This is a genomic window from Massilia luteola, from assembly GCF_034420155.1.
In the GTDB taxonomy this organism is placed as follows: Bacteria; Pseudomonadota; Gammaproteobacteria; order Burkholderiales; family Burkholderiaceae_D; genus Telluria; species Telluria luteola.
Window position 1 is genome coordinate 131,585 of the sequence record NZ_JAXOFN010000007.1, and the last position, 24,323, is coordinate 155,907.

Below are 24,323 nucleotides of genomic sequence, written 5' to 3' on the forward strand. Positions count from 1 at the left end.
TTTGAGCACACTTTATATCCGGCATCCCGCGCGTGCCGAAGGTGAACATGCGTTGTGCCGCTTCGCCCTCATCACCGATGGCGGCGCGATCGACCAGCACGGCGAAGGAGCGTTGCGCAACCTGGGCGACCTGGTCGGCACGAGCCGCCGCATCGTGCTGCTGCTGGCCGCCGCCGACGTCAGCCTGCTGTCGGTGCAGGCGCCGCCGCTGTCCGGCGCGCGCCTGAAAGCCGCGCTGCCTGGCCTCGTCGAGGAACACATCCTGGGCGATCCGCTCGATGCCGTGCTCGTGGCCGCGCCCGAGCAGCCCGACGGCACGCGCTCGATCGCCGTCGTCGAGCGCGACTGGCTGGAAGCCATCGTCAAGAGCCTGCTGGCCCAGGGCGCGCGTTCAGTCACCGCCGTGCCCGCGCAACTGTGCCTGCCTTTGCAGCCGGGCAGTGTCGCGGCCGCGATTTCCGGTGTCGAACTCACATTGCGCCAGAGCCTGTTCCACGGCTTCGGCCTCGCGCTCGACGCCACCCCGGCCGTCGTGCTGCAGACGGCGCGCGCCTTCAGCGGCGACGCCCCGCTCGTGCTGTACGTGCCGCTCGCCCAGCTCGGCGAATACCAGGCCTTGGCGCAGGACGCCGGTCCCGGCATCACGCTGGAAACCGACGACTGGACGCACTGGATCGCCGGCTCCAAGACCACCGCGCTGGACCTCGTGAGCGGCCTCGGTGCGGCAGGCAGCCCGACACGCGACTGGCGCCGCTGGCGCTGGCCGATCGCCCTGGCGGCGCTGGCCATTGCCGTCAACCTGATCGGCCTGAACGTCGACTGGCTGCGCCTGCGCCGCGAAGCCAACACGATCCGCCAGTCGATGACGCTGACCTTCCGCAACGCCTATCCGCGCGAGACGACGATCCTCGATCCGGTGCTGCAGATGCGCCAGAACGTCGCGCGGGCGCGCGCCAACACGGGCGACGTCGCGCCCGACGAATTCACTTACCTGGCGTCGGCGCTGGGCGAAGCGACGCGCTCGCTCGGCCGCCCGGTTGGAATTACATCAATGGAGTACCGCGAACGCGCGTTGATCGTCAAAGTCAAACCGGAAACGGTCGACCCCGGTTTGACCGGGCAGTTGCGCACGGCCCTGGCCACGCGCCGGCTCACGCTGGAAGAAGGCACGCCGGGCAACTGGGTCATCCGCAGCACGGGAGCCAAACCATGAGCATCGCCACCACCATCGCCCAGTACCGCGAGCGCGCCACGGCGCTCTGGCTCGCGCGCACCGAGCAGGAACGCCGTTTCCTGGCGGTCGGCGGCGCCGTCGTGCTGGCCGCGCTGCTGTATCTGCTGCTGGTCGATCCGGCCATCGAAGGCCGCGCCCAGCTGCGCCGCGCGCTGCCGCAACTGCGCCAGCAGGCCGCCGAACTGCAGGCCATGGCCCAGGAAGCGACCGCACTCGCGCAGGCGCCCGAAACGCACGTCGTGCCGCTCACGCGCGAAGCCGTCAACAGCGGCCTGTCGGGCCGCGGCCTGACGCCGCAATCGCTGTCGATGAACGGCGAATACATCAAGCTGCAGCTGAACAACGTGGCGTTCGCCAACCTGGTCACCTGGCTGGACGAGCAGCGCCGTGCCAACCGCTTGCTGGTGCAGGACGCCACCGTTACCGCATTGCCCGCCGCCGGCCAGGTCGACGCCAGCCTGACGCTGCGCCAGAACACCGGCAGCGGTCAATGAGGCGCGCGCTCGTCTGGATCGCGCTGACGGTGTTGACGGTGCTCGTCACCGTGCTGGCGTTCCTGCCGGCGGCCTGGCTCGGTCCGATGGTCGAACGCCAGACCGGCGGCCGTTTGACTCTGGGGGATGCGCAGGGTACGCTTTGGCGCGGCTCAGCCTTTGTGGGCGGCGCGCCGGGCGAGGGCGGATCCGTCACGCCGCTGCTGCCCGGACGCTTTACGTGGCGCCTGTCGCCGCTCGTGCTGTTCGGGGATGTCAGCATGGACCTGGCCAACGGCCAGGCGCTGGCGCAGCCGGTGCACGTCAGCGGCAGCTGGTCGCAATGGCAGGTCAGCGCGGGCCAGCTGCTGTTGCCGGCCGCGGGATTGGCCGGCCTGGGCGCGCCCCTGAACACGCTCGCGCTGTCGGGCACGATCAGGCTGTCGTGGAACCTGCTGGACATTGCGCGCCAGGGCAATACGGTCGCGGTGAGCGGACGCACGGTGCTCGCGATGACCGACATGGGATCGCGCATGAGTCCGATCAAACCGCTCGGCACCTACGAGATGGCCATGGACTGGCACGGCCAGCGGGCCGACGTGATACTGCGTACCGTGAGCGGGGCACTTTTGCTGTCTGGTAGTGGAGCATTAGAAAATGGTCGCCTGCACTTCTCGGGACAGGCAGCGGCGGCCGACAAATACGAAGACACGCTGGGCAACCTGCTCAACCTGCTGGGTCAACGGCGTATGGTGAACGGCAAGAACATAATCGCGTTAGAGTTCAGATGATGAAAACAAACCTCCGTAGCACCAAGCAACCTCCAGCCCTGCGCCGCATCGTGGCCGCCGCCATGGTGTGCTGCCTCGTCGGAACAAGCGTCACTGTCGTGCCCGCTTTCGCCCAGGACGGCGGCGGCGCCGCGCTCAACTTCGTCAACGCCGACATGGAATCCGTCATCAAGGCGGTCGGCCATTACACGGGAACGACCTTCATCATCGACCCCCGCGTCAAGGGCACGTTGACCCTGGTGTCGGAAAAAACATTGACCAAGGCCCAGGCCTTTGGCCTGCTGACCTCGGCGCTGCGCCTGCAGGGCTATGCGGTCGTCACCGGCGACGGCTATGCCAAGGTGGTGCCGGAAGCGGAAGCGAAGCTGCAATCGTCGCCCACGCAGGTCGGCATCGGCGGCTCGAAGGCCAAGGGCGACCAGATCGCCACGCAGGTCTACCGCCTGCAGCACGAATCGGCCGCGAACCTGACGGCCGTGCTGCGCCCGCTGATCTCGCCGAACAACTCGATCATGGCCGATCCGGGCAACAACAGCCTCGTGATCACGGATTACGCCGACAACCTGCGCCGCCTGTCGAAGATCATCGCCGCGCTCGATGGCCCGGCCACCGGCGACCTCGACGTGATCCCGATCCGCAACGGCATCGCCAGCGACGTCGCCACGCTCGTCACGCGCCTGATGGAGCCGGCCGCCGGCGGCGATGCGGGCCGCGTCACCGTACTGGCCGATCCGCGCACCAATTCCGTCATCGTGCGCGCGCCGTCCCCGGCCCGCGCGAACATGGCCAAGAACCTGATCGCCAAGCTCGACCAGCCGACGGCCGAACTCGGCAACATCCACGTGGTCTACCTCAAGAACGCCGATGCCAGCAAGGTCGCGCAGACGCTGCGCGCCGTCGTGTCGCAGGATGCGTCGGCCGTGCCGGTGCAGCAGCAGGGCACGTCGGGCGGCTCGATCCAGTCCAGCACCACGGGCGGCACGGGCACCGGCGCCGGTGCGCTCGGCGGCCAGCAAGGGCAGCAAAGCAGCACCGGTATGGGCGGCACGGGCGGCAGCTTCGCCCAGCAGGGCCAGGCGACGGCCGGCGGTGCCGGCGGCGGCCAGGGTTCCGGCTTCATCCAGGCCGATGCGTCGACCAACAGCCTCATCATCACAGCGTCGGACGCCGTGTACCGCAACCTGCGCGCCGTCATCGACCAGCTCGACGTGCGCCGCGCCCAGGTCTACATCGAGGCGCTGGTGGTCGAGGTCACGTCGACCGATGCGTCCGAGTTCGGCGTGCAGTGGGTAGGCCTGACCGGCAACAACAACAGCAGCTACCGCGTGGGCGGCCTGCAGTCGTTCAGCCTCGGCGGCAGCAGCAACAACATCGTCAACCTGGCGCTGGCCGCGGCGACGGGCATCAGCGGCTCGTCCGGCAGCACGACCGGCAGTTCGATCCCGACGCCGACCGGCCTGTCGATCGGCCTCTTCAAGCAGGTGAACGGCGAGCTGGGCCTGGGCGCGATCGCGCATGCCCTCGAAAGCACGGGACACGCCAACATCTTGTCCACACCGAACATGATCACCCTGGACAACGAGCTGGCAACGATCAAGGTCGGGCAGAACATACCGATCATCACCGGTTCCTTCACGACGGGCGCGAGCGGGGCAAGCAATCCGTTCCAGACGGTCGACCGCAAGGACGTGGGCCTGCTGCTGAAGGTGCGCCCGCAGATTTCCGAAGGCGGTACCATCAAGCTGTCGATCTACCATGAGAATTCGGGGATCGACAATTCCGTCAGCTCGGCGTCGGGCATCGTGACCACCGTTCGCGCGATCGAAAGCAATGTGCTGGCAGACAATGGCCAGATCATCGTGCTGGGCGGCCTGATCTCGGACGACGAATCCGAGAACAACGAAAAGACGCGTGGACTGGGCGATATTCCGATCATCGGCAACCTGTTCAAGTACCGCACGCGGACCCGCGCCAAGCGCAACCTGATGGTGTTCCTGCGCCCGGTCGTGGTGCGCAGCAAGGAGCAGAACGACAGCATCTCGATGGACCGCTACGAATACATGCACGCCGCCGGCGAGATGTTGCAACCGGCCGATGACACCGTGCTGCTGAAGAACCTCGGCGCACCGATGCTGCCCAAGCTGACCAATGGCCAGCCGCCGAGGGGCGGCGCGATGGCCGCGATGCCGCCGCCGGCGCCCGTCGCCGCGCGTCCGGGCGCCGCCACGGGACCGGACACGCTCCAGCCCAAGGCTCCGGCCCAGCCGGGCGTCCAGCCGGCCGTACCGGAATTCCGTCCGGTGCAGCCAGCGCAACCCGAGTATCGGCCGGTGACACCGACCCCAACGAACTGATAGACGATGAACAACTTGCTGCCCTTCGCATTCGCACGAGATTACGGCGTGCTGGCGCGTTCCAACGGCGACCCGGCGCAAGCCGTCGAAGTGCTGGTCTCGAACGCGACCAAGCCGGCGGCGATCGCCGAGATCTCGCGCCGCTTCGGGCGCGTCACGTTGCGGCGGATGGAACGCGCCGAACTGGAATCGGCGATCGCCGCCGCGTACCAGTCGGCCGGCGGCGACGCCTCGCAGGTCGCGGACGAGTTCGACGCCGACCTCGACTTGACCAAGCTGCTGCAGGACGTGCCCGCGATCGAGGACCTGCTGGAATCGTCCGACGACGCACCGGTCATCCGCATGATCAACGCGCTGCTCACGCAAGCGCTGCGCGAAGGCGCGTCGGACATCCACATCGAACCGTTCGAGCAGACGTCCGTCGTGCGCTTCCGCATCGACGGCGCGCTGCGCGACATCGTGCGGCCGCGCAAGGCCATCCACGCCTCGCTGATCTCGCGTATCAAGATCATGTCGCAGCTCGACATCGCCGAAAAGCGCCTGCCGCAGGACGGCCGCATCACGCTGCGCATCGGCGGCAAGCCCGTCGACGTGCGCGTCTCGACCCTGCCCACCGGTCACGGCGAGCGCGCCGTGCTGCGTCTGCTCGACAAGGAAGCGGGCCGCCTCGACCTGAGCCACCTGGGCATGAGCGAGCAGATGCTGCCGCAGTTCGACAAGCTGATCAACCAGCCGCACGGCATCGTGCTCGTCACGGGCCCGACCGGTTCCGGTAAAACGACGACCCTGTACGCGTCGCTGTCGCGCCTGAACTCGACGACCACCAACATCATGACGGTGGAGGACCCGATCGAATACGACCTGCCCGGCATCGGCCAGACGCAGGTCAATGCCCGCATCGACATGACCTTCGGTAAAGCCTTGCGCGCGATCCTGCGCCAGGACCCGGACGTCATCATGATCGGCGAGATCCGCGACCTCGAAACGGCCCAGATCGCCGTGCAGGCCTCGCTGACCGGCCACCTGGTGCTGGCGACCCTGCACACGAACGACGCCGCCTCGGCCGTGACCCGCCTGCTGGACATGGGCATCGAGCCGTTCCTGCTGTCGTCGTCGCTGCTGGGTGTAATGGCGCAGCGCCTGGTGCGCAAGCTGTGCTCCCACTGCAAGCGCCAGGAAGGCGGGCAGTGGGTGGCGGTCGGCTGCGATCGCTGCGGCCATACGGGCTTCCACGGCCGCGTGGGCGTGTACGAGCTGCTCGAGACCAACGAACACATCCGTTCGCAGATCCACAACCAGGCCGCCGAGGCCGAGATCCGCGACACCGCGCTGAAAGTCGGCATGAAGACGATGCGCGAGGACGGCGAGCGCTGGGTGCACGAAGGCATCACGACCGAAGCTGAACTGGTCCGCGTGACCAAGGCGGGTTGATCGATGCCAGCATTTCGCTATGAAGCCGTCGACGCCGGCGGCGTCACCCGCAAGGGCGTCCTGAACGCCGACAGCCCCCGTGCCGCGCGCGCCGACCTGCGCCTGCAGGGATTGACGCCGCTCACCGTCGAGGCCATCGCGTCTCAGCTCGACGAGAGCGGGACGGCGCGCGCGCGCGGCTTCGGCGAGCGCCTGTCCCAGATCGAGCTCGCGCTGTTTACGCGCCAGCTCGCCAGCTTGCTGGAAGCCGGCCTGCCGCTCGAACAGGCGTTCACGGCGTTGCTGGAACAGGCCGAGCGTGCCTACGTGCGCGACCTGATCGCGTCGATCCGCTCGGAAGTGATGGGCGGCGCATCGTTCTCCAGCGCGCTGACGCGCCATCCGCGCGACTTCGCCGAGATCTACCGCGCGCTCGTCGCGTCGGGCGAACAGATCGGCCAGTTGTCGCGCGTGCTGTCGCGCCTGGCCGACTACATCGAACGCCGCAACGCCCTCGTGCAGCGGGTGCGCCTGGCCTTCACCTATCCGGCCATCGTCACCGTCGTCGCGTTCGCGATCGTCATCTTCCTGCTGACGTATGTCGTGCCGCAGATCGTCTCGGTGTTCGCCAACACCAAGCAGAAGCTGCCGTTCCTGACCATCCTCATGCTCGGCGTGTCGAACTTTACGCGCGCTTACGGGATCTATGTCGCATTGATCGTCATCGCCGCCTGGTTCGCGTGGCGCCGCGCGCTGCAGAACCCGGTGCTCAAGCGTCGCTGGCATACGTGGCTGCTGAACGCGCCCGTGTACGGCAAGTTCGAGCGCAGCCTGAACACGACCCGTTTCGCCAGTACGCTGGCGATCACGACCGGATCGGGCGTGCCCATCCTGCGCGCGCTCGAAACGAGCCGCGACACGTTGTCGAACGTGGCGATGAAGGAACTGGTGGAGCAGGCGACGGCCAGCGTGCGCGAAGGTGTCGGCCTGGCGCGCGCGCTGTCGGCGCAAAAGCTGTTTCCGCCCATGCTGGTGCACATGATCCGCGCGGGCGAGATCACGGGCGAGCTGCCGGCCATGCTCGAACGGGCATCGAATTCGCAGCAGGCCGACCTCGAGCGGCGCGCGCTGACCATCGCCGGCTTGCTGGAACCGGTGCTGATCCTGGCCATGGGCCTCGTCGTGCTGTTGATCGTGCTGGCCGTGCTGATGCCGATTATCGAAATCAACCAGTTGGTGCAGTGACAAGGAAACTGATGAACAAGCGCTTGCCCTTACTCCTGAGCCTGTTGGGCATGATCCTGCTGGCGGCGTCGCTCGCGTACTGGATCCTGCAGCTGTACCAGCCGCCCCAGCGCCCGCTCGCGGCGGTGCCGCAGGCTGGGCTGCCGGACCCGACGATCGATGCGGCCGCCACGCTGTTCGGCGGCCAGGTCGCCGTGGCCAGCGCGACCAATTACCAGCTGACGGGTGTCGTGGCGGACGGGCGCAGCAGCGTGGCGATCATCGTGGCCGAGGGTTCGCCGCCGAAGGCGCTGAAGGTGGGCAAGGAAGTGGCGCCGGGCATCATCTTGGCGGAAGTCCATCCGCGCTACGTGATGCTGTCCGATGGCGGCGTGATGAAGCGCGTCGACCTCGCCACGGATACGAAGCCCGCGGCGTCGATGGGCGGGCCGGGGGCCGGCGCACCGCAGGCGAATGCCCAGCCGAATTTCCCGCAGCCCCAGCAGATCACGGTCGCACCGGCCGAGCAGCCGACGCAGGGCAACGGCGCGGCCGTGCCTGAACCGGCCGTGCCCGAACCGCCGATGGCGCCGGGCGCCGTGCAGCCCCAGAATCAGGCTCAGCCGTCGATGACGAATCCGGGCGACGTCGGCGCGCACGACAATCCGCCGCCCGCGAATCCGAATCCGATCAATCCGCCGCCGAACCCGGTCCAGATGCCGCCGCAGACCCGCGCGACCGGCAATCCGGCCGGCCAGACGAACACGCAGTGAGCGGCGCCCGCGTTCAACGCCTGAGTGCAGTGAACGCGGAAAATTCCCACGAACGAAATCCCACCAGTAACGTAAAACCGTCGCGTTCCTGCGGCGACAGGCGGCGGTCGTTGCGGTGCATGCGCGCCAGCTCGCCGGCCAGCTGATGGATTTTTTCCGCCAGCTCGGCAGCGCTCGCCAGCGACAGGCGTGCCGGCAGGCACATCAGGGTTTCTCCGGCGCCGTCGAAGCGGCCGGCGAAATAATCCTCGACGACGTGCGTGCGGAAGAAGCGCTGCACCGGCCCGTCCGGCAGCCAGCGGAAGGCGTTCGAGACCCGCAGCGTGTAGCGGTTCAGCGGCTTGAGTTCGATCACGCCGAGCCGGTCGAGTTCCACCAGTAAGCCGATGCATTCGGGTTCGGTCAAACGATAGGTTTCGACCACTTGCTCCAGGCTCCAGTGCCCCAGGCAACAGATCGCGACGAGCAGCAGGCGCGGATTGGCCACCAGCGCGTTTTCCTGGACGAGGGTCAGCGTGTCGGCCTGCGGCCTGGCATCGGCCGCGCGCCGCAGCACATCCTCCATCGCAATGCCGGCCGCCTGGCAGATCTGGGCAAGGCGCGACAGGGTCATATCCTTCTGGCCGAACATGCGCTTGATACTCGATTCGCTCATCGCGATGCGGTCGGCCAGCATCTTGTACGTGATTCCGGCTGCGCGCAGTTCGGCGCGCAGGACGTCCAGCAGCATGTCGGGGGAGCTCATGGGGTTTGTCGTTTCTCTCTTTTGTTCGTCAACTCGGCGCTAACGAATGTACAGAAGAAGGCAGGCCAGTTCAAGAAATGTCGAGTCCAGGCGGCAACCATCGCCCGCGCGGAGCGGGACCGCTTGATGGGGCCGCTTAGCGTCCTGATGCGCATCAACACATGCCGGAATCCATGCAGCGCCGTCGCCACGCCACTGTCTAATCGACAGACACCGATGCGTGACGCGGGAGGCGGGAATGAGCATGACAACGACGCCGGTCTTTGCGCTGGCGCTGCTGGGCGGGCATCGCCACCTATCTCGTCGAAAAAGGCAAGCCGCTGATCGCGCCGGCAAAATAGCGGCCGCTGAACCGCTGAACCGCTGAACCGCTGAACCGCTGAACCGCTGAACCGCTGAACCGCCGGCGCTGGAGCCGGTCAATCCTCGTCCGGCTCCAGCCTGGCCTTCTTGAGCGCACGCTTGGCGGCCAGCCGTTCGCTGGCCGTGGGCTTGTCGTGCGACCCGGCCGCGCGCGCCTTGGCGAAGCCGGCGAACGGGTTGCGGGGTTTGATCGGCGGCGTCGGCTCGATGCGCAGCCGCATCTTCTGCCGGGTTGCCAATGCCTTGTTTGCCATCGCCGCCTCCTTTCCGGTCCGTGCCGACCTTACAGCACGTAGCGCGACAGGTCTTCGTTGACCGCCAGCGCATCGAGCCGTTCGTTGACATAGGCCGCATCGATGACGAGCGCCTGGCCCGACTTGTCGGTGGCCGAGTACGAGATCTCTTCCAGCAGCTTTTCCATCACCGTGTACAGGCGGCGCGCGCCGATGTTCTCGGTGCGCTCGTTAACGGAATAGGCGATCTCCGCCAGCCGCAGGATGCCTTCGTCGGCGAATTCCAGCGTGACGCCTTCCGTCGCCAGCAGGGCTTCGTACTGCTTGGTCAGGCTGGCGTCCGTCGAGGTCAGGATGCTCTTGAAATCCTCGATCGACAGCGATTCCAGTTCGACGCGGATCGGGAAGCGGCCCTGCAGCTCGGGGATCAGGTCCGACGGCTTGGACAGGTGGAACGCGCCCGAGGCGATGAACAGGATGTGGTCCGTCTTGATCATGCCGTACTTCGTGTTCACCGTCGTGCCTTCGACGAGCGGCAGCAGGTCGCGCTGCACGCCCGCGCGCGAGACGTCGGCGCCGCCGTGTTCCGAGCGCGACGCGATCTTGTCGACCTCGTCCAGGAACACGATGCCGTTCTGCTCGACGTTGGTGATCGCCTTCTGCTTCATCTCGTCTTCGTTGATGAGCTTGGCGGCTTCCTCGTCGACGAGCAGTTTCATGGCCTCCTGCACCTTCATCTTGCGGGGCTTCTTGCGTCCCGCCCCGACGCCGGCGAACATCGACTTGATCTGCTCCGTCATTTCCTCCATGCCCGGCGGCGCCATGATTTCCATCTGCGGCGCGGCATCCGTGACGTCGATCTCGACTTCCTTGTCGTCCAGGGCGCCTTCGCGCAGGCGCTTGCGGAAGGTCTGGCGCGTGACGTCGCCGCCTTCCTTGTTGTCGCCGCTGACGTTGAAACCGAAGTCGCGCGCCGGCGGCACGAGGATGTCGATGATGCGGTCTTCGGCCGCGTCCTCGGCGCGCTGGCGTACCTTCTTCATTTCGCTGGCGCGGGTCTGCTTGATGCCGATGTCGATCAGGTCGCGGATGATGGTGTCGACGTCGCGGCCGACATAGCCGACTTCGGTGAACTTGGTCGCTTCGACCTTGATGAACGGCGCATCGGCCAGCTTGGCCAGGCGGCGTGCGATCTCGGTCTTGCCGACGCCGGTCGGGCCGATCATGAGGATGTTTTTCGGGGTGATCTCGTGGCGCAGCGGTTCCTCGACCTGCTGGCGGCGCCAGCGATTGCGCAGCGCGATCGATACCGCGCGCTTGGCCTTGGCCTGGCCGACGACGTGCTTGTCGAGTTCCGAGACGATTTCGGACGGAGTCATGTTCATATGTGTGCTCATGAATGCTTGCTTGCGGGAGAGACCGGTCAGTCCAGCGTCTCGATGATGTGCGACATGTTCGTATAGATGCACAGTTCGCCTGCGATGGTCAGCGCTTTCTTGACCACGTCCGCCGGCGCGAAATCCGTGTTTTCCTGCAGGGCCTTGGCGGCCGATTGGGCGTAGACGCCGCCCGAGCCGATCGCGCCGATGCCATCCTCGGGTTCGAGCACGTCGCCATTGCCGGTGATAATCAGGGTTTTTTCGCGGTCGGCCACGAGCAGCATCGCCTCCAGGCGGCGCAGCACGCGGTCGGTGCGCCAGTCCTTGGCCAGTTCGACCGAGGCGCGCAGCAGATTGCCTTGGTGTTTTTCCAGTTTCGCTTCGAAGCGGTCGAGCAGCGTAAAGGCGTCGGCCGTGCCGCCGGCAAAGCCGCACAGCACCTTGTTCTGGTAGAGCTTGCGCACCTTGCGCGCGGAGCCCTTCATGACGACGTTGCCCAGGGTGACTTGTCCATCGCCGCCGAGCGCGACCTGATTGCCGCGCCGTACGCTGACGATCGTCGTGCCGTGAAATTGTTCCATATTTGCCTCGTGGTTGATCTGCTCACCGCAAGTGGGGATGTCAGATCAAATTGCAAGACTGGATCATATCCAACGATCAATTGACATCCGGCATACGCGCCGGTGGTGTCAGTACTTGTGCGCGTACAGGCGCACCTGCTCGCCGACGCCGAGCAAGCGCAGCAAGGCGGCGGCGAGGTGGTTCAGGTCGCGCAGCACGATGTCGCGCCCATCCTGGGCCAGGGCGCGCAAATGCACGGCGAGGGCGTTCGCGGCCGCGTAATCGATGCGGGCCAGCCGGGAGCCGTCCAGCACGAGGGCCGGGCGGTCCGCCACGTGGTCGGCGATGGCGGCCAGCAGCGCGGCGCTGGAGCCCCGGATCACGGCCGGCAGCAGGAAGCGGTCGCTTGCCGCCGCCGGGCCTTGCGCGACGTGCCGGGGTAGACTCGCGGCCGCCAGGCTGACGGCCAGGTGCGGTGGCGCCTCGAACGAGGGCGGCGACACTTCGAAGGTGACGCAGTAATCCATTGCGGTCTCCTCGAAATCCTTTTCGCGGTTCGTCAGCAGCAGCAATTCCAGCAGCAGCAACCAGGGCGCTTCGCCGGCGCCGCGGTCGCCGATGGCCAGCATCGGGCGCAGCACGGCGACGAGGTGGTCGGCGCCCGCCAGCACCAGCTCGCGTCCCGCCTTGCGCAGGGCCTGCAGCGCCTCCAGCAGCAGGGCGCAGCCCGGCGGCGTCACCTGGGTAATCGCCTGGAATTCGAACCGGACCAGCGGACTGGGCGAGGCCGCCTGCGCGCGCGCGAGCTGTGCGCGGGCGTCATCGCCGTCGTCCAGGCGGCCGGACAGGCTCGCGGTCGGAATCGCGCCGGAAAACTGGCCGTCCAGCGCGGGGCCGGCGAGCGCACGCGACGTTTCCGCGAACGGGTGATACGTGGGCGGCGACGTCTCGAAATGGCTGGCGTAGTCGATCGCGATGCTTTCGAACTCGCTGTCCAGGCCCATGATCTGGTACAGGTCGAACAGCATCCACCATGGCAGGCGTTCGCCCGCGCCGCCGTTGCTGTCGTGGACACTCGTGCGCAGGAGCAGGGCGGCGGCGTCGAGCTGGTCGTTGGCGTACAGGATCGCGGCTTCCTCGACGACGTGGGCGCTGGACGGCGCGGCGGCCGCGTCCGGTAAATCGTCGGGGCCCAGCAGCATGTCCGTGTTCTGGTCGGTCTGGGGCATGCCGGCGGCGCCGACGGTACTCGATACGGCGGCGGCCGGGGGACGCCGGTTGCCGCTCCAGGCGTCGTCGTCGAAGATGGCGGAGGTCATCTCCAGTTCGATCTCGTCGATCTTGGCGGCGGTCGCGCGGGCGATTTCACGCTGGCGTTCGCGTTCCGCTTCCGTGTCGAGCGCCAGCCGGGTGACGGGACCGGCCGCGAGCGGATTGTCCTGGCGCGGACGCGCACCCGCGCCCGCGAGCGGCGCGTCGCCTTTTTTCTTCAGGAAATCGAAGAGCCCCATCACGTCCTTGTCTGCCGCGCAGCGGCGCCCGGTCATTTGCCGGTCGAGACATTAGCATGGCGGCGCGGATGACACCGTGCGCACGCCTGAGCTGTGTCAAGTCGTCGGCGATCTTGCCAGTGTATCTGATAGGAAATAACTCGTGCGCACAAACCCGTGCCCGGCACGGGCCCCAAAAACAAAAAAGCATGCGGCGAGCGCATGCTTTTTCATTGGCGTGCACGGCGATCAGTCACCGTACAGTTTCTGCTTCAGCTCGCGGCGCTGCTGGGCTTCCAGCGACAGCGTCGCCGTCGGGCGGGCGATCAGGCGCGGGATACCGATCGGTTCACCGGTTTCTTCGCACCAGCCGTATTCACCGGAGTCGATCGATGCCAGCGATTGCTGGACCTTCTTGAGCAGCTTGCGCTCGCGGTCGCGGGTGCGCAGTTCCAGCGCATGCTCTTCCTCGATGGTGGCGCGGTCGGCCGGGTCGGGAACGAGCACCGTTTCGCGCAGGTGTTCCGTCGTTTCGCCTGCGTTTTTCAGGAGTTCCTTTTCGAGTTCCTGCAGGCGGTTCTTGAAGAACGCCAGCTGGGCCGGGTTCATGTAGTCGTCGTCGCTCATGGCCCGAATTTCTTCTTCCGTCAGGAGGCGTTCTTCGGGCTGCGCAACGGTATTCGGTTTCGTTGTTTTAGTCATGACTTCACTTACCTTTGATACGACAGAGTTTCCATTTTATCAGCTAACTCAGCGCTTACCGTTGTTACGGTGCGCGCCGGCCGGCTGCCGTAACGGCCCGGTTTCCCGGGCCTGCCCCATGCCTGGCCGTGCGGGAGGGGCTGTCCAGTCGTTCACCACAGGGTGCATGCAGGTCAACTATACCGAGCGAAGGGCGGACCGCGCAAAGAGCACCATAGAACCGGAGTAGTTTATACCAAACACTGTTCCAATCCGCGAATAAAGACATCTTTCGGTAAATTTTTACCAATAAAGACCATCTTACTCCCGCGCGCTTCGCCATCCGCCCACTTTGCACCGAGGTCGCTGCCCATGATTTGATGCACGCCTTGGAAGACGACCTTGCGGTCCGCGCCGGCCATCGACAGCACGCCTTTATAACGCAGCATATTGGGGCCGAACACTTGGACCATGCTGCCGAGGAATTGATCCAGCCGCTCGGGGTCGAAGGCGCGTTCGCTCTTGAATACGAAGGCCGCGATGTCGTCGCTGTGGTGGCCGTGATGGTGGTCGTGGCTGTGGTCGTGGCTGTGGTCGCAGGCTTCCGTGTGCACGTGGTCATGATCGTGATCGTGATCGTGGCCGTGGTCGTGCGCTTCGTCCGACGTGAGGAAGGCCGGGTCCAGTTCGAGCTTGTCGTTCAGGTTGAAACCGCGCAGGTCGAGCACGTCGCCGATCGGGGCGCGGCCGAAATCCGACGTGCTGATCGGTGCACGCGGATTGATGCGGCGGATGCGCGCCTTGAGCGCGTCGACGGCGGCGGCATCCACGAGGTCGGTCTTGGACAGCAGGATCTTGTCGGCGAACCCGACCTGGCGCTGCGCTTCCTCGTGGCGGTCCAGCTGGTCCATGGCGTGGCGCGCGTCGACGACGGTCACGACGGCGTCGAGCAGATAGTAGGCGCCCACTTCCTCGTCGACGAAGAACGTCTGCGCCACCGGGCCCGGATTGGCGAGGCCCGTGGTTTCGATGACGATGCGGTCGAAGCTGATCTCGCCGGCGTCGCGCTTGCGCGCCAGATTGGTCAGCGCCACGATCAGGTCGCCGCGCACGGTGCAGCAGATGCAGCCGTTGTTCATCTCGACGATCTGCTCGCTCGAATCCTGCACGAGGATTTCGTTGTCGATGTTTTCCTGGCCAAATTCGTTTTCGATGACGGCGATGCGCAGGCCGTGCTCTTCCTGCAGGATACGATTGAGCAACGTGGTTTTGCCGGCGCCGAGGAAGCCGGTCAGGATGGTGCTGGGGATCAATTCCATATGTCGCTGTCCAATGGTGTGAGCCGTTCCGGCTGCGGAGAATCGGAAGATTATGCCGGAATTTGCGAATCGTCACCACCCGCCATGCCGCGCCTGCCTGGCGGGGTACGGCTTACTTGCGCTTGGCGCGCGGATGGGCCTTGTCGTAGACGGCGGCCAGGTGCTGGAAGTCGAGCGACGTGTAGATCTGGGTCGAGGTGATGCTGGCGTGGCCCAGCAATTCCTGCACGGCGCGCAGGTCGCCCGAGGATTGCAGCAGGTGCGAGGCGAACGAATGGCGCAGCACGTGCGGGTGCACGTGGACGGGCATGCCGGCCTTTTGCGCATGGATCTTCAGGCGGTTTTGCACGACGCGCGGGCTGACGCGGGTATCGCGCGTCGACAGGAACAGGGCGGCGCTGCCGTCGCGTGCCGGTGGGCGCACGGCCAGCCACGCTGCCAGCGCCGCGCGGGCCGGACCGCCGACGGGCACGCGGCGCATCTTGTTGCCCTTGCCGGTCACGACCACTTCCTGCGCGTCGAGTTCCAGCCAGCCGAGCGAGGCGGGCTGGCCATCCCTGGCGGGGACGTGGTGGACGTCGAGTCCAGTCAGTTCGGACACCCGCAGGCCGCTCGAGTACAGCAGCTCGAACATGGCGCGGTCGCACAGCTGCGCCGGTTCCGCATGGCCAGGCGTCGTCTTTTCCATGAGTTGTACGGCATCGTCGACGGCCAGTGCCTTGGGAAGCCGCTTGGGGCGGCGCGGCGCGCGCACGCCGTCGGCCGGGTTGGCCGCCAACGGCAGCTGGCGCGACAGCCAGTCGAAGAAGCCGCGCCAGCCGGACAGCTTGCGCGCGATCGACGCGGCGCTCTGTCCCTCGGCATGCAGTTTCGCGGCGAAGCGGCGGATGTCGAAATGGGTCAATGTCGGCCACCCGGCCTGGCTTGGCAGGTTGGCGAGGCGGGCCAGTTCGGCCAGGTCGCGGCCGTAGGCGGCGATCGTGTGCCCGGACAACTGGCGCTGCGTTTTCAGCTCCGCCAGGTAGCGGCCGGTCCAGTCGTCGGCCGGCGCGTCCATGTCAGGCGAGCAGTGGGGCGAGGGCGGTGCTGGCCGTCTCGCCGATGTGGACGAGGAAATCCGTCGCCATCGAGGCGCTGAAGCGCTCCGGATCCGGAGAGCCGAGCACGAGCAGGCCGAAGGCGTTGCCGCCGGTGCGCAGCGGCAGCAGCACGGTCGAGCGCACCGTGTCCGCCTCGGCCGGTTCGGCGCCGGCCAGCCAGCCCACCGCTTCGAATTCCTTGTTCGGACCGCAGTAGGGCGCGCGCAGGCTGCTGGCGAACAGGCGCACGTCCTCGGACACGCCGTTCGTATACCAGGTGTCGGCGTGTTCGGGCGTCAGTTTCCACAGGCGCAGGGTGGCTTGCGGCACGATGAAATGCTTGACCAGGCCGTCGGCCACGGCGCTCGGGATCGCATCGTGTGCGCGGGTGCGCAGCAATTGCTGGGTCCAGCCATGAAAACGGTTGGCGATGGCTACGTTTTCCTCGGCGTGGCGCGCCAGCTCGGACATGCGCAGTTCCAGAACCCGGTACTTGTCGCGCATGACTTCCATCTGGCGCTCCTGCAGCGATACCGCACGGCCCGTAAGCGGGCTCGACAGTTTTACTTCGCCCAGCAGGGCGGCGTGCTCGACGAAAAACTGCGGATGGTCGACCAGGTATTGGGCGATGGCGGTGGAATCCAGTGATGCGGTCATGTGCGGCTTGCGAGATGGGTAGACCATTCATTTTAACCGACAGCAATGGGTCGGCACAGATTTCCTGTTGGCACTGTACCGCTGCCGCATCATCGAAACGGATGCCGGATGTAACAAGGGCGGACCAGGTTGCCCGGGTCCGCCCTTGCGGTGCGAAGCAGCGGGGTTGCCCCCGCGTCGTCAGCTTAGAACGAGTGGTTCAGGCCGACGTCGTAGTGGTTGACGGTCGGGGTGGCCGAAGCCGCGCCGGTCGACTGGCTGAAGATGTTCGTCTTGCGCGAAGCATCGACGTACAGGTACGTACGCTTCGACAGGCTGTATTCATAGCCCAGCGAGTACTGGCGGGTGATCAGGTCGTGCAGGCGGAAGTTCTCGTCCTGCTTCTTGAGACCGAAGCCGGCCAGCAATTTGCCCGGGCCCACAGCGTAGGTTGCACCGATCTCGGCGCCCTTGATGGTCGGACGCTGGGTGTTGGTGTGTTCCATGTTCTGGTGGGAGTAGGTACCCATCAGTTTCAGTTCCGGGGTCACCGAGAACGAACCTGCGATCGACCAGACTTTCGATTCGACGGCGTTGCGCTCGTAAGCCAGCATCGCGGCGGCCGGACCGTTGTTGTAGGTGCCAGCGATCGAGAACGGGTTGGCCGAAGCCTGTGCGCCCGTAGCGTAGCTGGTAGCACCGGCGCCGACGCCGGTCAGGCTGCCGCCGTTGGCTTCTTTCGAGGCCCACGAAGCGTTCACCTGGAAGCCGTTCGAGACCGGCGAGTTATAGAAGATCGCGTTCGAGATACGGTTGCTGTTCGGCGAGCCGCCGCCGGAGTTGACGTCCAGCGGAGCCGAGTTGAAGCCGGCGACGCTGATGTCGGTGTAGAAGCCGGCCGGGCTTGCCAGACCGTGCCACGGTTCGAACGAACCGACGATTTCCTGGAACGGGGTCAGGCCACGGCCCAGGCGGACCATACCGAAGTCGCCCTGCAGGCCGACGCGGGTCTGGCCCTGGAACAGCGGACGGCCGTTGTTTTCGTTGGTGCCGGTGTCCGGGTCGTAACGCATTTCGACCTGGAACAGCGCTTTCAGGCCGTTGCCCAGGTCTTCGGTGCCTTTGAAGCCCAGGGTGTTGGAGGCGCGCTTGCCGATGTTCAGGGTCTGGTCGGTGCGCTTGACCATGCCGACGTCGATGGTGCCGTAGATTTGCACAGCGGTTTGAGCTTGCGCCACGCTAGCGAATGCGCCCAGCAGAGCGGCTGCGACGAGGGTTTTTTTCATCTATTTTTGTCCTAAAAAGTGAATCGAAGGAATCCAGAGAGCATTGAGATTTTTATTAGTTGCTGAACACTCGGATGTGTGAACCTTAAATGCTTAATGCGTCAAGATTGTTTGATTTGTCAATTATGACTGTTGCACTTGGTCGAAAGCCAATAAATCCAATCGTGCTGTTGTATTTTCGAAACGGCCGTGACGGCGGGAGGGGCGCACCTTAAGCCTCGTTTAAGTTTCCAAACACCATCATTCGGTCCCCGTACCACGGCAGGGTTTGTGCGGGCTCAAAGGCCTTTGGAATCGCAGACGAATCGTGCCGACGCGGCTTTAGACTCTGGCCCATCCGACGCCCAGTGCTACCGCAGTGCGTGCCACATGAGCTCATCGGTGGCGTATCGTAAGCTATCTTGCGCGTATCTGCGTGCATTATGTTGCGTACATTTCCTAGGCGTCTCAAATATCAGAAGAGAACGATGGCAAATCGTGAAGAACTGGCGGTCATCCGCGGCGCACGCGCCGGACGCGCCGAAGCCCAACTGGCCCTGGGCCGGCTCTATCTGTTCGGCAGCGCCGGCCTGCCCAGGAGCCTGCCCACAGCCCTCCATTGGCTCGACCGTGCCGCGCAGCAAGGTTGTGCAGAAGCGTGGAATTTGATCGGGAACCATATTCCGGTCGATCTCGCGCGTAACAATTCACAGCCGGTCGCCGGCTGGTATGAACGGGCGTACGACGGCGGGCTCGTGCGCGCCGGGCTCGCCTATGCCCAACTGGTGCTGGGCGCGGCGCGCGCCGGCCGGTGCGCGCCGGCCGAGCGCACCAAGGCCCTGCGGGCCCTGGAAGACGCCGCCCGTGCCGGCTTCCCGGAAGCGCAGTGGCTGCTCGCGCGCGAACATGGCGCCGCGCCGCCCGAGACCGACGAGCCGGCGGTCCGCGCGCCCGCGGCCAGCCCCGTGGGCCAGCGCTGGCTGCGCCAGGCGGCCGACAGCGGCGTCGGCGCCGCGCAGTTCGCGCTGCTGGAGCAGGACTGGACCGCATGCCGCTGGTCCGCGTGGCTGGCGCGTGCGCTCCCGCTGGCGCGTGCCCTGGCCGGTTCCGACGCCGCCCAGGACCACGCGGCGGCCCGGCTGGCGCCGGACGAGGTGCTGCTGCTGTCGCGTTGCGCCCAGCTGGCCGAAGCGAACGAGGCGCCGCACGACGTCAGCCAGGACGAATTGCTCAGGTTTTGGGAAATCGCTGCCGCCGAGCAGGACCGCCATGCCCAGTTCGCGCTCGGCTTGTGGTGCGCCCGGATGCGGGTCGACGGCAAGCGCATTCCCGGCAGCCACGGCGCGGCCAATTTCAAGAAGGCCGTGCGCTGGCTGACGCAGGCCGGCGAGCAGGGCCTGGCCGAGGCCTGGTACGCCTTGTCTCGCATCTATATAAAACCGGAATTTTCGCAGCGTAATGTCCTGGAAGCGCAGAAATACCTGGAGCGTGCGGCGGAAATGGGCTATCGCGATGCCCAGCTCGAATGCGGGAACGCGGCGTGGCGCGCGCGGCGCGAGAACGAGAACAATGATGTGCGTGCCCTGTTCTGGCTGCAAAAGGCGGCGGCACAGGGTTGCCCCAAGGCCGCGGCCGCCTTGCGCAAGCTGGCGCCGCGCCAGCCCGGCGCCTGGGCGGACCTCGACGCGCTGATGGCGGGACGGGACCTTGCGCCCCATCCGCTGCTGGCCGCGCGGCTGGAGCTGGCCGTGGCCTTCGGCCTCAGTCGGGCCGAGGCGCTGCTGCTGGATATCCGCAATGCCGACCGCGGCCACTGCCTGGTGATCGACATCCGCGCCAGCTACGGGCGCAGCCGGCGTCGTTTGATCTCGGTGGAAACCGCGCCGGAGCGCCAACTGCTCGACCGCGTGGCGCTCGTGTTCGAAAGCATTGATTGCGGCCCGGGCGGCCCGGAAGGGAATTATCGCCAGCGCCTGTACCGGCTGCGCAGCCTGTTGCCCGACACGGATGGCGTCGGCCCGGGCGCCGACGATGGAAATTACTCACTGGCCGCCTGAGGGCAAGCGGCCAGCCCTGCGTCAGATGTCGATCTCGCCTTCGAACACGGTCTCGGCCGGACCACTCATATAGACGGGCTGGCCTTCGCCGGCCCAGCGGATGGTCAGCCGGCCGCCCCGCGCCTGCACCTGCACGGGCGAATCCAGCAGGCCACGCCGGATGCCGGCCACGACGGCGGCGCAGGCGCCGGTGCCGCAGGCCAGCGTTTCGCCGGCGCCGCGTTCGTAGACACGCAGCTTGACGTGGCCGCGGTCCACGATCTGCAGGAAGCCGGCATTCACGCGCCGCGGAAAGCGCGGGTGGTGCTCGATCTGCGGGCCGGTCTCGAGGACGGGCACCGCGTCGACGTCGTCGACGACTTGCACCGCGTGCGGATTGCCCATCGACACCGTCGACACGAGCACGGTCTGGTCCTGTCCCTTGTGCGAGACGGTGATCGGCCACAGCGTGTCGCGTCCTTCGGCGACGCCTTCCAGGCCGGCGGCATCGAACGGCACGCGGGCCGGTTCCAGGATCGGGGCGCCCATGTCCACCGTGATGCTGCCGTCGTCTTCCAGGCGCGGGGTGATGATGCCGCTCATCGTTTCGACGCGGATGCTGCGTTTATTCGTCAGCCCCTTGTCCCTGACGAAGCGCACGAAGGCACGCGAACCGTTGCCGCACTGCTCGACCTCGCCGCCGTCGTTGTTGTAGATGCGGTAGCGGAAATCGCTGTCCGCCGCGGCCGGGCGCTCGACGATCAGGATCTGGTCGGCGCCGATGCCGAAGCGGCGGTCGGCCAGGCGGCGCCATTGTTCAGGGCCGAGGTCGAGTTGCTGGTTGATCGCATCGATCACGACGAAATCGTTGCCGGCGCCGTGCATCTTGGTGAACTTGAGTTTCATGGTATTCCTGATGTTGCAAGCGGTATTAATCGTAGAACGAAGGCTCGCCGGGCGGCCGGGTCTTGAAGCGTTTGTGCGTCCAGAAATACTCGGCCGGATGTTCGCGCACGCGGTCCTCGATGAAGGCGTTCATGCGGCGGGTGGCGGCGATGATGTCGTCGCCCGGGAAATCGTCCCATGCTGGATAGAACTCTACCCGATAGCCTTTATAGTTGGGCAAGAATGTGGCCACGACCGGGATGACCTTTGCGCCGGTCGCGCCCGCCAGTCGGCCGAGTGCCGTCAAGGTCGCGGCCGGAACGCCGAAGAAGGGGACGAAGGCGGCGTCCTTCTCGCCGAAATCCATGTCCGGCAGCATGAAATACGGCATATTTTCGCGCAGTGCGCGGATGATCGGCTTGATGCCGTCGGTGCGGGTAAACAAGCGCACCGGGCCGTAGCGTTCACGGCCGTAGCGCAACAGATCGTCGAACGCCTTGTTCTTTTGCGGCGCGTACATGCTCGACAGCGGCACGACGCGCGACGCCACGCCGGCCACGTCCAGGCAGACGAAATGGGGGCAGAACAGGATCACCGGTTCGGTCTCCAGCCGGGCTTTCGGCACGGCCGGGACGATGTCGATCAGGCCATGGACGCGCTCGAGCGGCGCCCACCAGATCAGCGAGCGCTCCAGGATGCTGCGCGAATACGCCATGAAGTGGCGCTTGGCGATGTCGACCCGCTCCGCCTCGCTCCGTTCCGGCATGCACAGGCGCAGGTTGATCAGGGCGATCTTGCGGCGCTTGGGGATCGCGTAATACATCAGCCAGCCGATGGTGTTGCCGATGCGGCCGAGGACAGGCAGCGGCAGGAAGTGCAGCAGCCACAACAGGAAAATCAGGAACCTCATGCGACGGTCTCGGCTTGCGGTGCTGCAACGCCTTGCGGCTTCTTGTAGCGGTTGTAACTCCAGAAATACTGGGCGGGGCAGAAGGCGATGAGTTTTTCCATCTGGCGGTTGATGCCGGCGGCCTGCTGGGCGGCGTCGCTCTCCAGCGACCCGTCGAACGGCACGAAGCGGATCGCGAAACCGCGGCCGCGCGGCAGGCGTTCCGCGTACACGGTCAGGATGTCGGCCTTGCCCAGCTGGGCCAGCTTGGCGGGCAGCGTCATCGTATAGGCGTCACGCCCGAAGAAGGGGGCCCACACGCCTTCGCCTTCCTGCGGCACCTGGTCCGGCAGGACGCCCACCGGCTGGCCGCCGCGCAGGGCCTTGACGAGCATGCGCACGCCGGACAGGTTGGCCGGCGCCAGGTGCATGTGCTGGCGCGCGCGCGCGCCCTCGACGAGGGGTTTCAGGGCGCTCTGGCGCGGCGGGCGGTACATGACCGTGAGTTCGACGCGCAGCGAGACCTGCTGGGCGGTCAGCTCGAAGCAGCCCAGGTGCGGCGTGAGGAAAACGATGCCGCGGCCGGCGTCGAGCTGGCGCTGGACCAGTTCCCAGTTTTCCATCGTGACGTGACGGGTGACGCGTTCCTGCGGTGCGCACCAGACGAAGGGCAGCTCGGCGATGGCCTTGCCGGATTCGGCGATCGCCGCGTGCAAGTGGCCGCCATAGCCGGCCTGCCCGAGGTTGTCGCGCAGGCGCCGGCGGTGCGACGGCGATAGGAGATAGACGATCCAGCCGAGCGCCGCACCGAGAGCGTGGAGGGCACGGAGCGGCAAAAACGACAGGATCCGAAACAAAAGAACAAGCATTTATTGATTTAGGGTAGAGAACCGACGAGTTGCTGTGCCAGAATTTTTGGAGGAGCGTAAAATACCATTTGTAGCATCCGCGGAGTTAATGACAACTTGCGAAGCGGAATATAAATATCGCTAAAGCGTCGCAGGCCTTGGTGCTGCGGCAATTTTCATAACAGTATCAGGAGCCTCAATGTCTTCCAACGACTACCTCTTCACTTCCGAATCCGTTTCGGAGGGCCATCCGGACAAAGTCGCCGACCAGATTTCCGACGCCATCCTCGACGCCATCCTGGAGCAGGACCCGCGCGCGCGCGTTGCCGCGGAAACCCTGTGCAATACGGGTCTGGTGGTCCTGGCCGGGGAAATCACGACGCACGCAAACGTCGATTATATTCAAGTTGCGCGCAACACCATCAAACGCATCGGTTACGACAACACCGATTTCGGCATCGACTACAAGGGTTGCGCCGTGCTGGTCGCCTACGACAAGCAGTCGCCGGACATCGCGCAGGGCGTCGATGAAGGCGCGGGCATCGACCTCGACCAGGGCGCCGGCGACCAGGGCCTGATGTTCGGCTACGCCTGCGACGAAACGCCGGAACTGATGCCGGCCGCGATTTATTACGCACACCGCCTCGTCGAGCGCCAGTCGCAGCTGCGCAAGGATGGCCGCCTGCCGTGGCTGCGTCCGGACGCCAAGTCCCAGGTCACGCTGCGTTACGTCAACGGCCGTCCCGTGTCCGTGAACACCGTCGTGCTGTCGACCCAGCACGCGCCGGAAGTCAGCCACAGCCAGATCGAGGAAGCGGTGATCGAGGAGATCATCAAGCCGGTGCTGCCGCGCGAGTGGCTGCAGGATACCCGCTACCTGGTCAACCCGACCGGCCGCTTCGTCATCGGCGGGCCGCAGGGCGACTGCGGCCTGACCGGCCGCAAGATCATCGTCGACACGTACGGCGGCGCGGCACCGCACGGCGGCGGCGCGTTCTCCGGCAAGGACCCGTCCAAGGTCGACCGCTCGGCCGCCTACGCCGCGCGCTACGTCGCCAAGAACGTCGTCGCCGCCGGCCTGGCGCGCCAGTGCCAGGTGCAGGTCAGCTACGCGATCGGCGTCGCCCGTCCGATCAACATCACGGTCTACACGGAAGGCACCGGCGTGATTTCGGACGACAAGATCGCCGAACTGGTGATGGAACACTTCGACCTGCGCCCGAAAGGCATCGTGCAGATGCTCGACCTGCTGCGCCCGATCTACACCAAGTCGGCCGCCTACGGCCACTTCGGCCGCGAAGAGCCGGAATTCAGCTGGGAGCGCACCGACATGGCCGCGCTGCTGCGCGCCGAAGCCGGCCTGGCGTAACTCGTAGTCAGCTTGGGCCCCCGCCTGCGCGGGGGCGGCGGCGGCATTCGCGCATGCGGCGGGTGGATTCGCGCGTGCGGCAGCCCGCATCGCGGGTGATGGCTCCATCACTGTTGCTTTATGCACGGCGTCCCCGCGGAGGGGGGATGGCGCCCCCGGCACCATCCCCCAAGCCCGCCGTACCGTGATAGACTTATGAATTCCGAGGAGCGTTGCGACGAGATTCCCATCTCGCCAGGCTCGGACATCAACACCGCGCTCACGTTACTTTTTTCTTAACTTGAAA

At 66.1% G+C, this 24,323-nt stretch carries 23 protein-coding genes and 1 riboswitch; of the genes, 10 read left to right on the forward strand and 13 right to left on the reverse strand.

Annotation, left to right across the window (positions count from 1 at the left end):
• Window position 1 precedes the first annotated feature (1 nt).
• From gspL to U9J41_RS10650, 7 genes are read left to right on the forward strand one after another with little or no spacing between them, the layout of a single operon-like run.
• The gene (gene gspL / locus U9J41_RS10620; RefSeq protein ID WP_322402153.1) at window positions 2-1,213 is read left to right on the forward strand and encodes a type II secretion system protein GspL; all 1,212 of its coding nucleotides are present in this window, start codon (window positions 2-4) and stop codon (window positions 1,211-1,213) included.
• Window positions 1,210-1,728 (forward strand): type II secretion system protein GspM, encoded by a 519-nt coding sequence (gene gspM / locus U9J41_RS10625; protein ID WP_322402154.1) that lies wholly within the window; start codon window positions 1,210-1,212, stop codon window positions 1,726-1,728. Before gspL ends, gspM begins: the two co-directional genes overlap by 4 nt.
• A complete protein-coding gene (gene gspN / locus U9J41_RS10630; RefSeq protein ID WP_322402155.1) occupies window positions 1,725-2,498 on the forward strand; it encodes a type II secretion system protein N in 774 nt (257 codons plus the stop codon). The genes gspM and gspN overlap by 4 nt, the downstream gene beginning before the upstream one ends.
• The gene (gene gspD, locus U9J41_RS10635) at window positions 2,498-4,852 is read left to right on the forward strand and encodes a type II secretion system secretin GspD (protein ID WP_425260302.1); all 2,355 of its coding nucleotides are present in this window, start codon (window positions 2,498-2,500) and stop codon (window positions 4,850-4,852) included. The genes gspN and gspD overlap by 1 nt, the downstream gene beginning before the upstream one ends.
• Before the next feature lie 6 nt (window positions 4,853-4,858).
• Entirely contained in the window at window positions 4,859-6,283 is a 1,425-nt protein-coding gene (gspE, locus tag U9J41_RS10640; RefSeq protein WP_322402157.1) for a type II secretion system ATPase GspE, read from the forward strand.
• A 3-nt stretch (window positions 6,284-6,286) separates the two neighbouring features.
• Entirely contained in the window at window positions 6,287-7,507 is a 1,221-nt protein-coding gene (gspF, locus tag U9J41_RS10645) for a type II secretion system inner membrane protein GspF (RefSeq protein WP_322402158.1), read from the forward strand.
• 11 nt (window positions 7,508-7,518) lie between these two features.
• Window positions 7,519-8,259 (forward strand): type II secretion system protein N, encoded by a 741-nt coding sequence (locus tag U9J41_RS10650; protein WP_322402159.1) that lies wholly within the window; start codon window positions 7,519-7,521, stop codon window positions 8,257-8,259.
• 13 nt (window positions 8,260-8,272) lie between these two features.
• On the opposite strand, the gene U9J41_RS10655 is transcribed toward U9J41_RS10650, so the two are convergent.
• Window positions 8,273-9,004, reverse strand: coding sequence for a helix-turn-helix domain-containing protein (locus U9J41_RS10655; RefSeq protein WP_322402160.1), 732 nt, complete (start codon window positions 9,002-9,004; stop codon window positions 8,273-8,275).
• A gap of 238 nt (window positions 9,005-9,242) precedes the next feature.
• Here U9J41_RS10655 and U9J41_RS10660 point away from each other — a divergent pair, with 238 nt between their 5' ends.
• The gene (locus tag U9J41_RS10660; protein WP_322402161.1) at window positions 9,243-9,371 is read left to right on the forward strand and encodes a hypothetical protein; all 129 of its coding nucleotides are present in this window, start codon (window positions 9,243-9,245) and stop codon (window positions 9,369-9,371) included.
• Window positions 9,372-9,423: 52 nt separating this feature from the next.
• Here the strand turns inward: U9J41_RS10660 and U9J41_RS10665 are convergent, their stop codons facing one another.
• The 9 genes from U9J41_RS10665 to U9J41_RS10705 form a co-directional block, all read right to left on the reverse strand.
• Complete coding sequence (locus U9J41_RS10665; protein ID WP_322402162.1) at window positions 9,424-9,621, reverse strand: hypothetical protein; 198 nt, start codon at window positions 9,619-9,621, stop codon at window positions 9,424-9,426.
• A 29-nt stretch (window positions 9,622-9,650) separates the two neighbouring features.
• The gene (gene hslU, locus U9J41_RS10670; protein ID WP_322402163.1) at window positions 9,651-10,985 is read right to left on the reverse strand and encodes an ATP-dependent protease ATPase subunit HslU; all 1,335 of its coding nucleotides are present in this window, start codon (window positions 10,983-10,985) and stop codon (window positions 9,651-9,653) included.
• Between the two features lie 38 nt (window positions 10,986-11,023).
• On the reverse strand, window positions 11,024-11,560 hold the full coding sequence (gene hslV / locus U9J41_RS10675; RefSeq protein ID WP_056442500.1) for an ATP-dependent protease subunit HslV: 537 nt from the start codon (window positions 11,558-11,560) through the stop codon (window positions 11,024-11,026).
• A 108-nt stretch (window positions 11,561-11,668) separates the two neighbouring features.
• Window positions 11,669-13,087: a hypothetical protein gene (locus U9J41_RS10680; protein WP_322402164.1), complete on the reverse strand. Its 1,419-nt coding sequence runs from the start codon at window positions 13,085-13,087 to the stop codon at window positions 11,669-11,671.
• A 192-nt stretch (window positions 13,088-13,279) separates the two neighbouring features.
• Window positions 13,280-13,732, reverse strand: a complete 453-nt coding sequence (gene dksA / locus U9J41_RS10685) for an RNA polymerase-binding protein DksA (RefSeq protein ID WP_056442508.1) — start codon at window positions 13,730-13,732, stop codon at window positions 13,280-13,282.
• A gap of 230 nt (window positions 13,733-13,962) precedes the next feature.
• Complete coding sequence (locus U9J41_RS10690) at window positions 13,963-15,030, reverse strand: CobW family GTP-binding protein (RefSeq protein ID WP_322402165.1); 1,068 nt, start codon at window positions 15,028-15,030, stop codon at window positions 13,963-13,965.
• 112 nt (window positions 15,031-15,142) lie between these two features.
• Window positions 15,143-16,087, reverse strand: a complete 945-nt coding sequence (xerC, locus tag U9J41_RS10695; RefSeq protein ID WP_322402166.1) for a tyrosine recombinase XerC — start codon at window positions 16,085-16,087, stop codon at window positions 15,143-15,145.
• A gap of 1 nt (window position 16,088) precedes the next feature.
• A complete protein-coding gene (locus U9J41_RS10700) occupies window positions 16,089-16,766 on the reverse strand; it encodes a DUF484 family protein (protein WP_322402167.1) in 678 nt (225 codons plus the stop codon).
• A 185-nt stretch (window positions 16,767-16,951) separates the two neighbouring features.
• Window positions 16,952-18,031: a porin gene (locus tag U9J41_RS10705; protein WP_322402168.1), complete on the reverse strand. Its 1,080-nt coding sequence runs from the start codon at window positions 18,029-18,031 to the stop codon at window positions 16,952-16,954.
• Window positions 18,032-18,498: 467 nt separating this feature from the next.
• Here U9J41_RS10705 and U9J41_RS10710 point away from each other — a divergent pair, with 467 nt between their 5' ends.
• The gene (locus U9J41_RS10710; RefSeq protein WP_322402169.1) at window positions 18,499-20,067 is read left to right on the forward strand and encodes a tetratricopeptide repeat protein; all 1,569 of its coding nucleotides are present in this window, start codon (window positions 18,499-18,501) and stop codon (window positions 20,065-20,067) included.
• 21 nt (window positions 20,068-20,088) lie between these two features.
• Here the strand turns inward: U9J41_RS10710 and dapF are convergent, their stop codons facing one another.
• The 3 genes from dapF to U9J41_RS10725 are packed head-to-tail and all read right to left on the reverse strand — an operon-like array spanning window position 20,089 to window position 22,689.
• The gene (dapF, locus tag U9J41_RS10715; RefSeq protein WP_322402170.1) at window positions 20,089-20,952 is read right to left on the reverse strand and encodes a diaminopimelate epimerase; all 864 of its coding nucleotides are present in this window, start codon (window positions 20,950-20,952) and stop codon (window positions 20,089-20,091) included.
• 25 nt (window positions 20,953-20,977) lie between these two features.
• The gene (locus tag U9J41_RS10720) at window positions 20,978-21,841 is read right to left on the reverse strand and encodes a lysophospholipid acyltransferase family protein (RefSeq protein ID WP_322402171.1); all 864 of its coding nucleotides are present in this window, start codon (window positions 21,839-21,841) and stop codon (window positions 20,978-20,980) included.
• Window positions 21,838-22,689 carry a lysophospholipid acyltransferase family protein gene (locus tag U9J41_RS10725; RefSeq protein ID WP_322402172.1) on the reverse strand — a complete coding sequence of 284 codons (852 nt, stop codon included), beginning with the start codon at window positions 22,687-22,689 and terminating at the stop codon, window positions 21,838-21,840. Before U9J41_RS10725 ends, U9J41_RS10720 begins: the two co-directional genes overlap by 4 nt.
• 178 nt (window positions 22,690-22,867) lie before the next feature.
• Between U9J41_RS10725 and metK the strand changes: the two genes are divergently transcribed.
• A complete protein-coding gene (gene metK / locus U9J41_RS10730) occupies window positions 22,868-24,037 on the forward strand; it encodes a methionine adenosyltransferase (RefSeq protein ID WP_322402173.1) in 1,170 nt (389 codons plus the stop codon).
• Between the two features lie 198 nt (window positions 24,038-24,235).
• Window positions 24,236-24,305, forward strand: a riboswitch (S-adenosyl-L-homocysteine riboswitch).
• The last annotated feature ends 18 nt before the right edge of the window (window positions 24,306-24,323 follow it).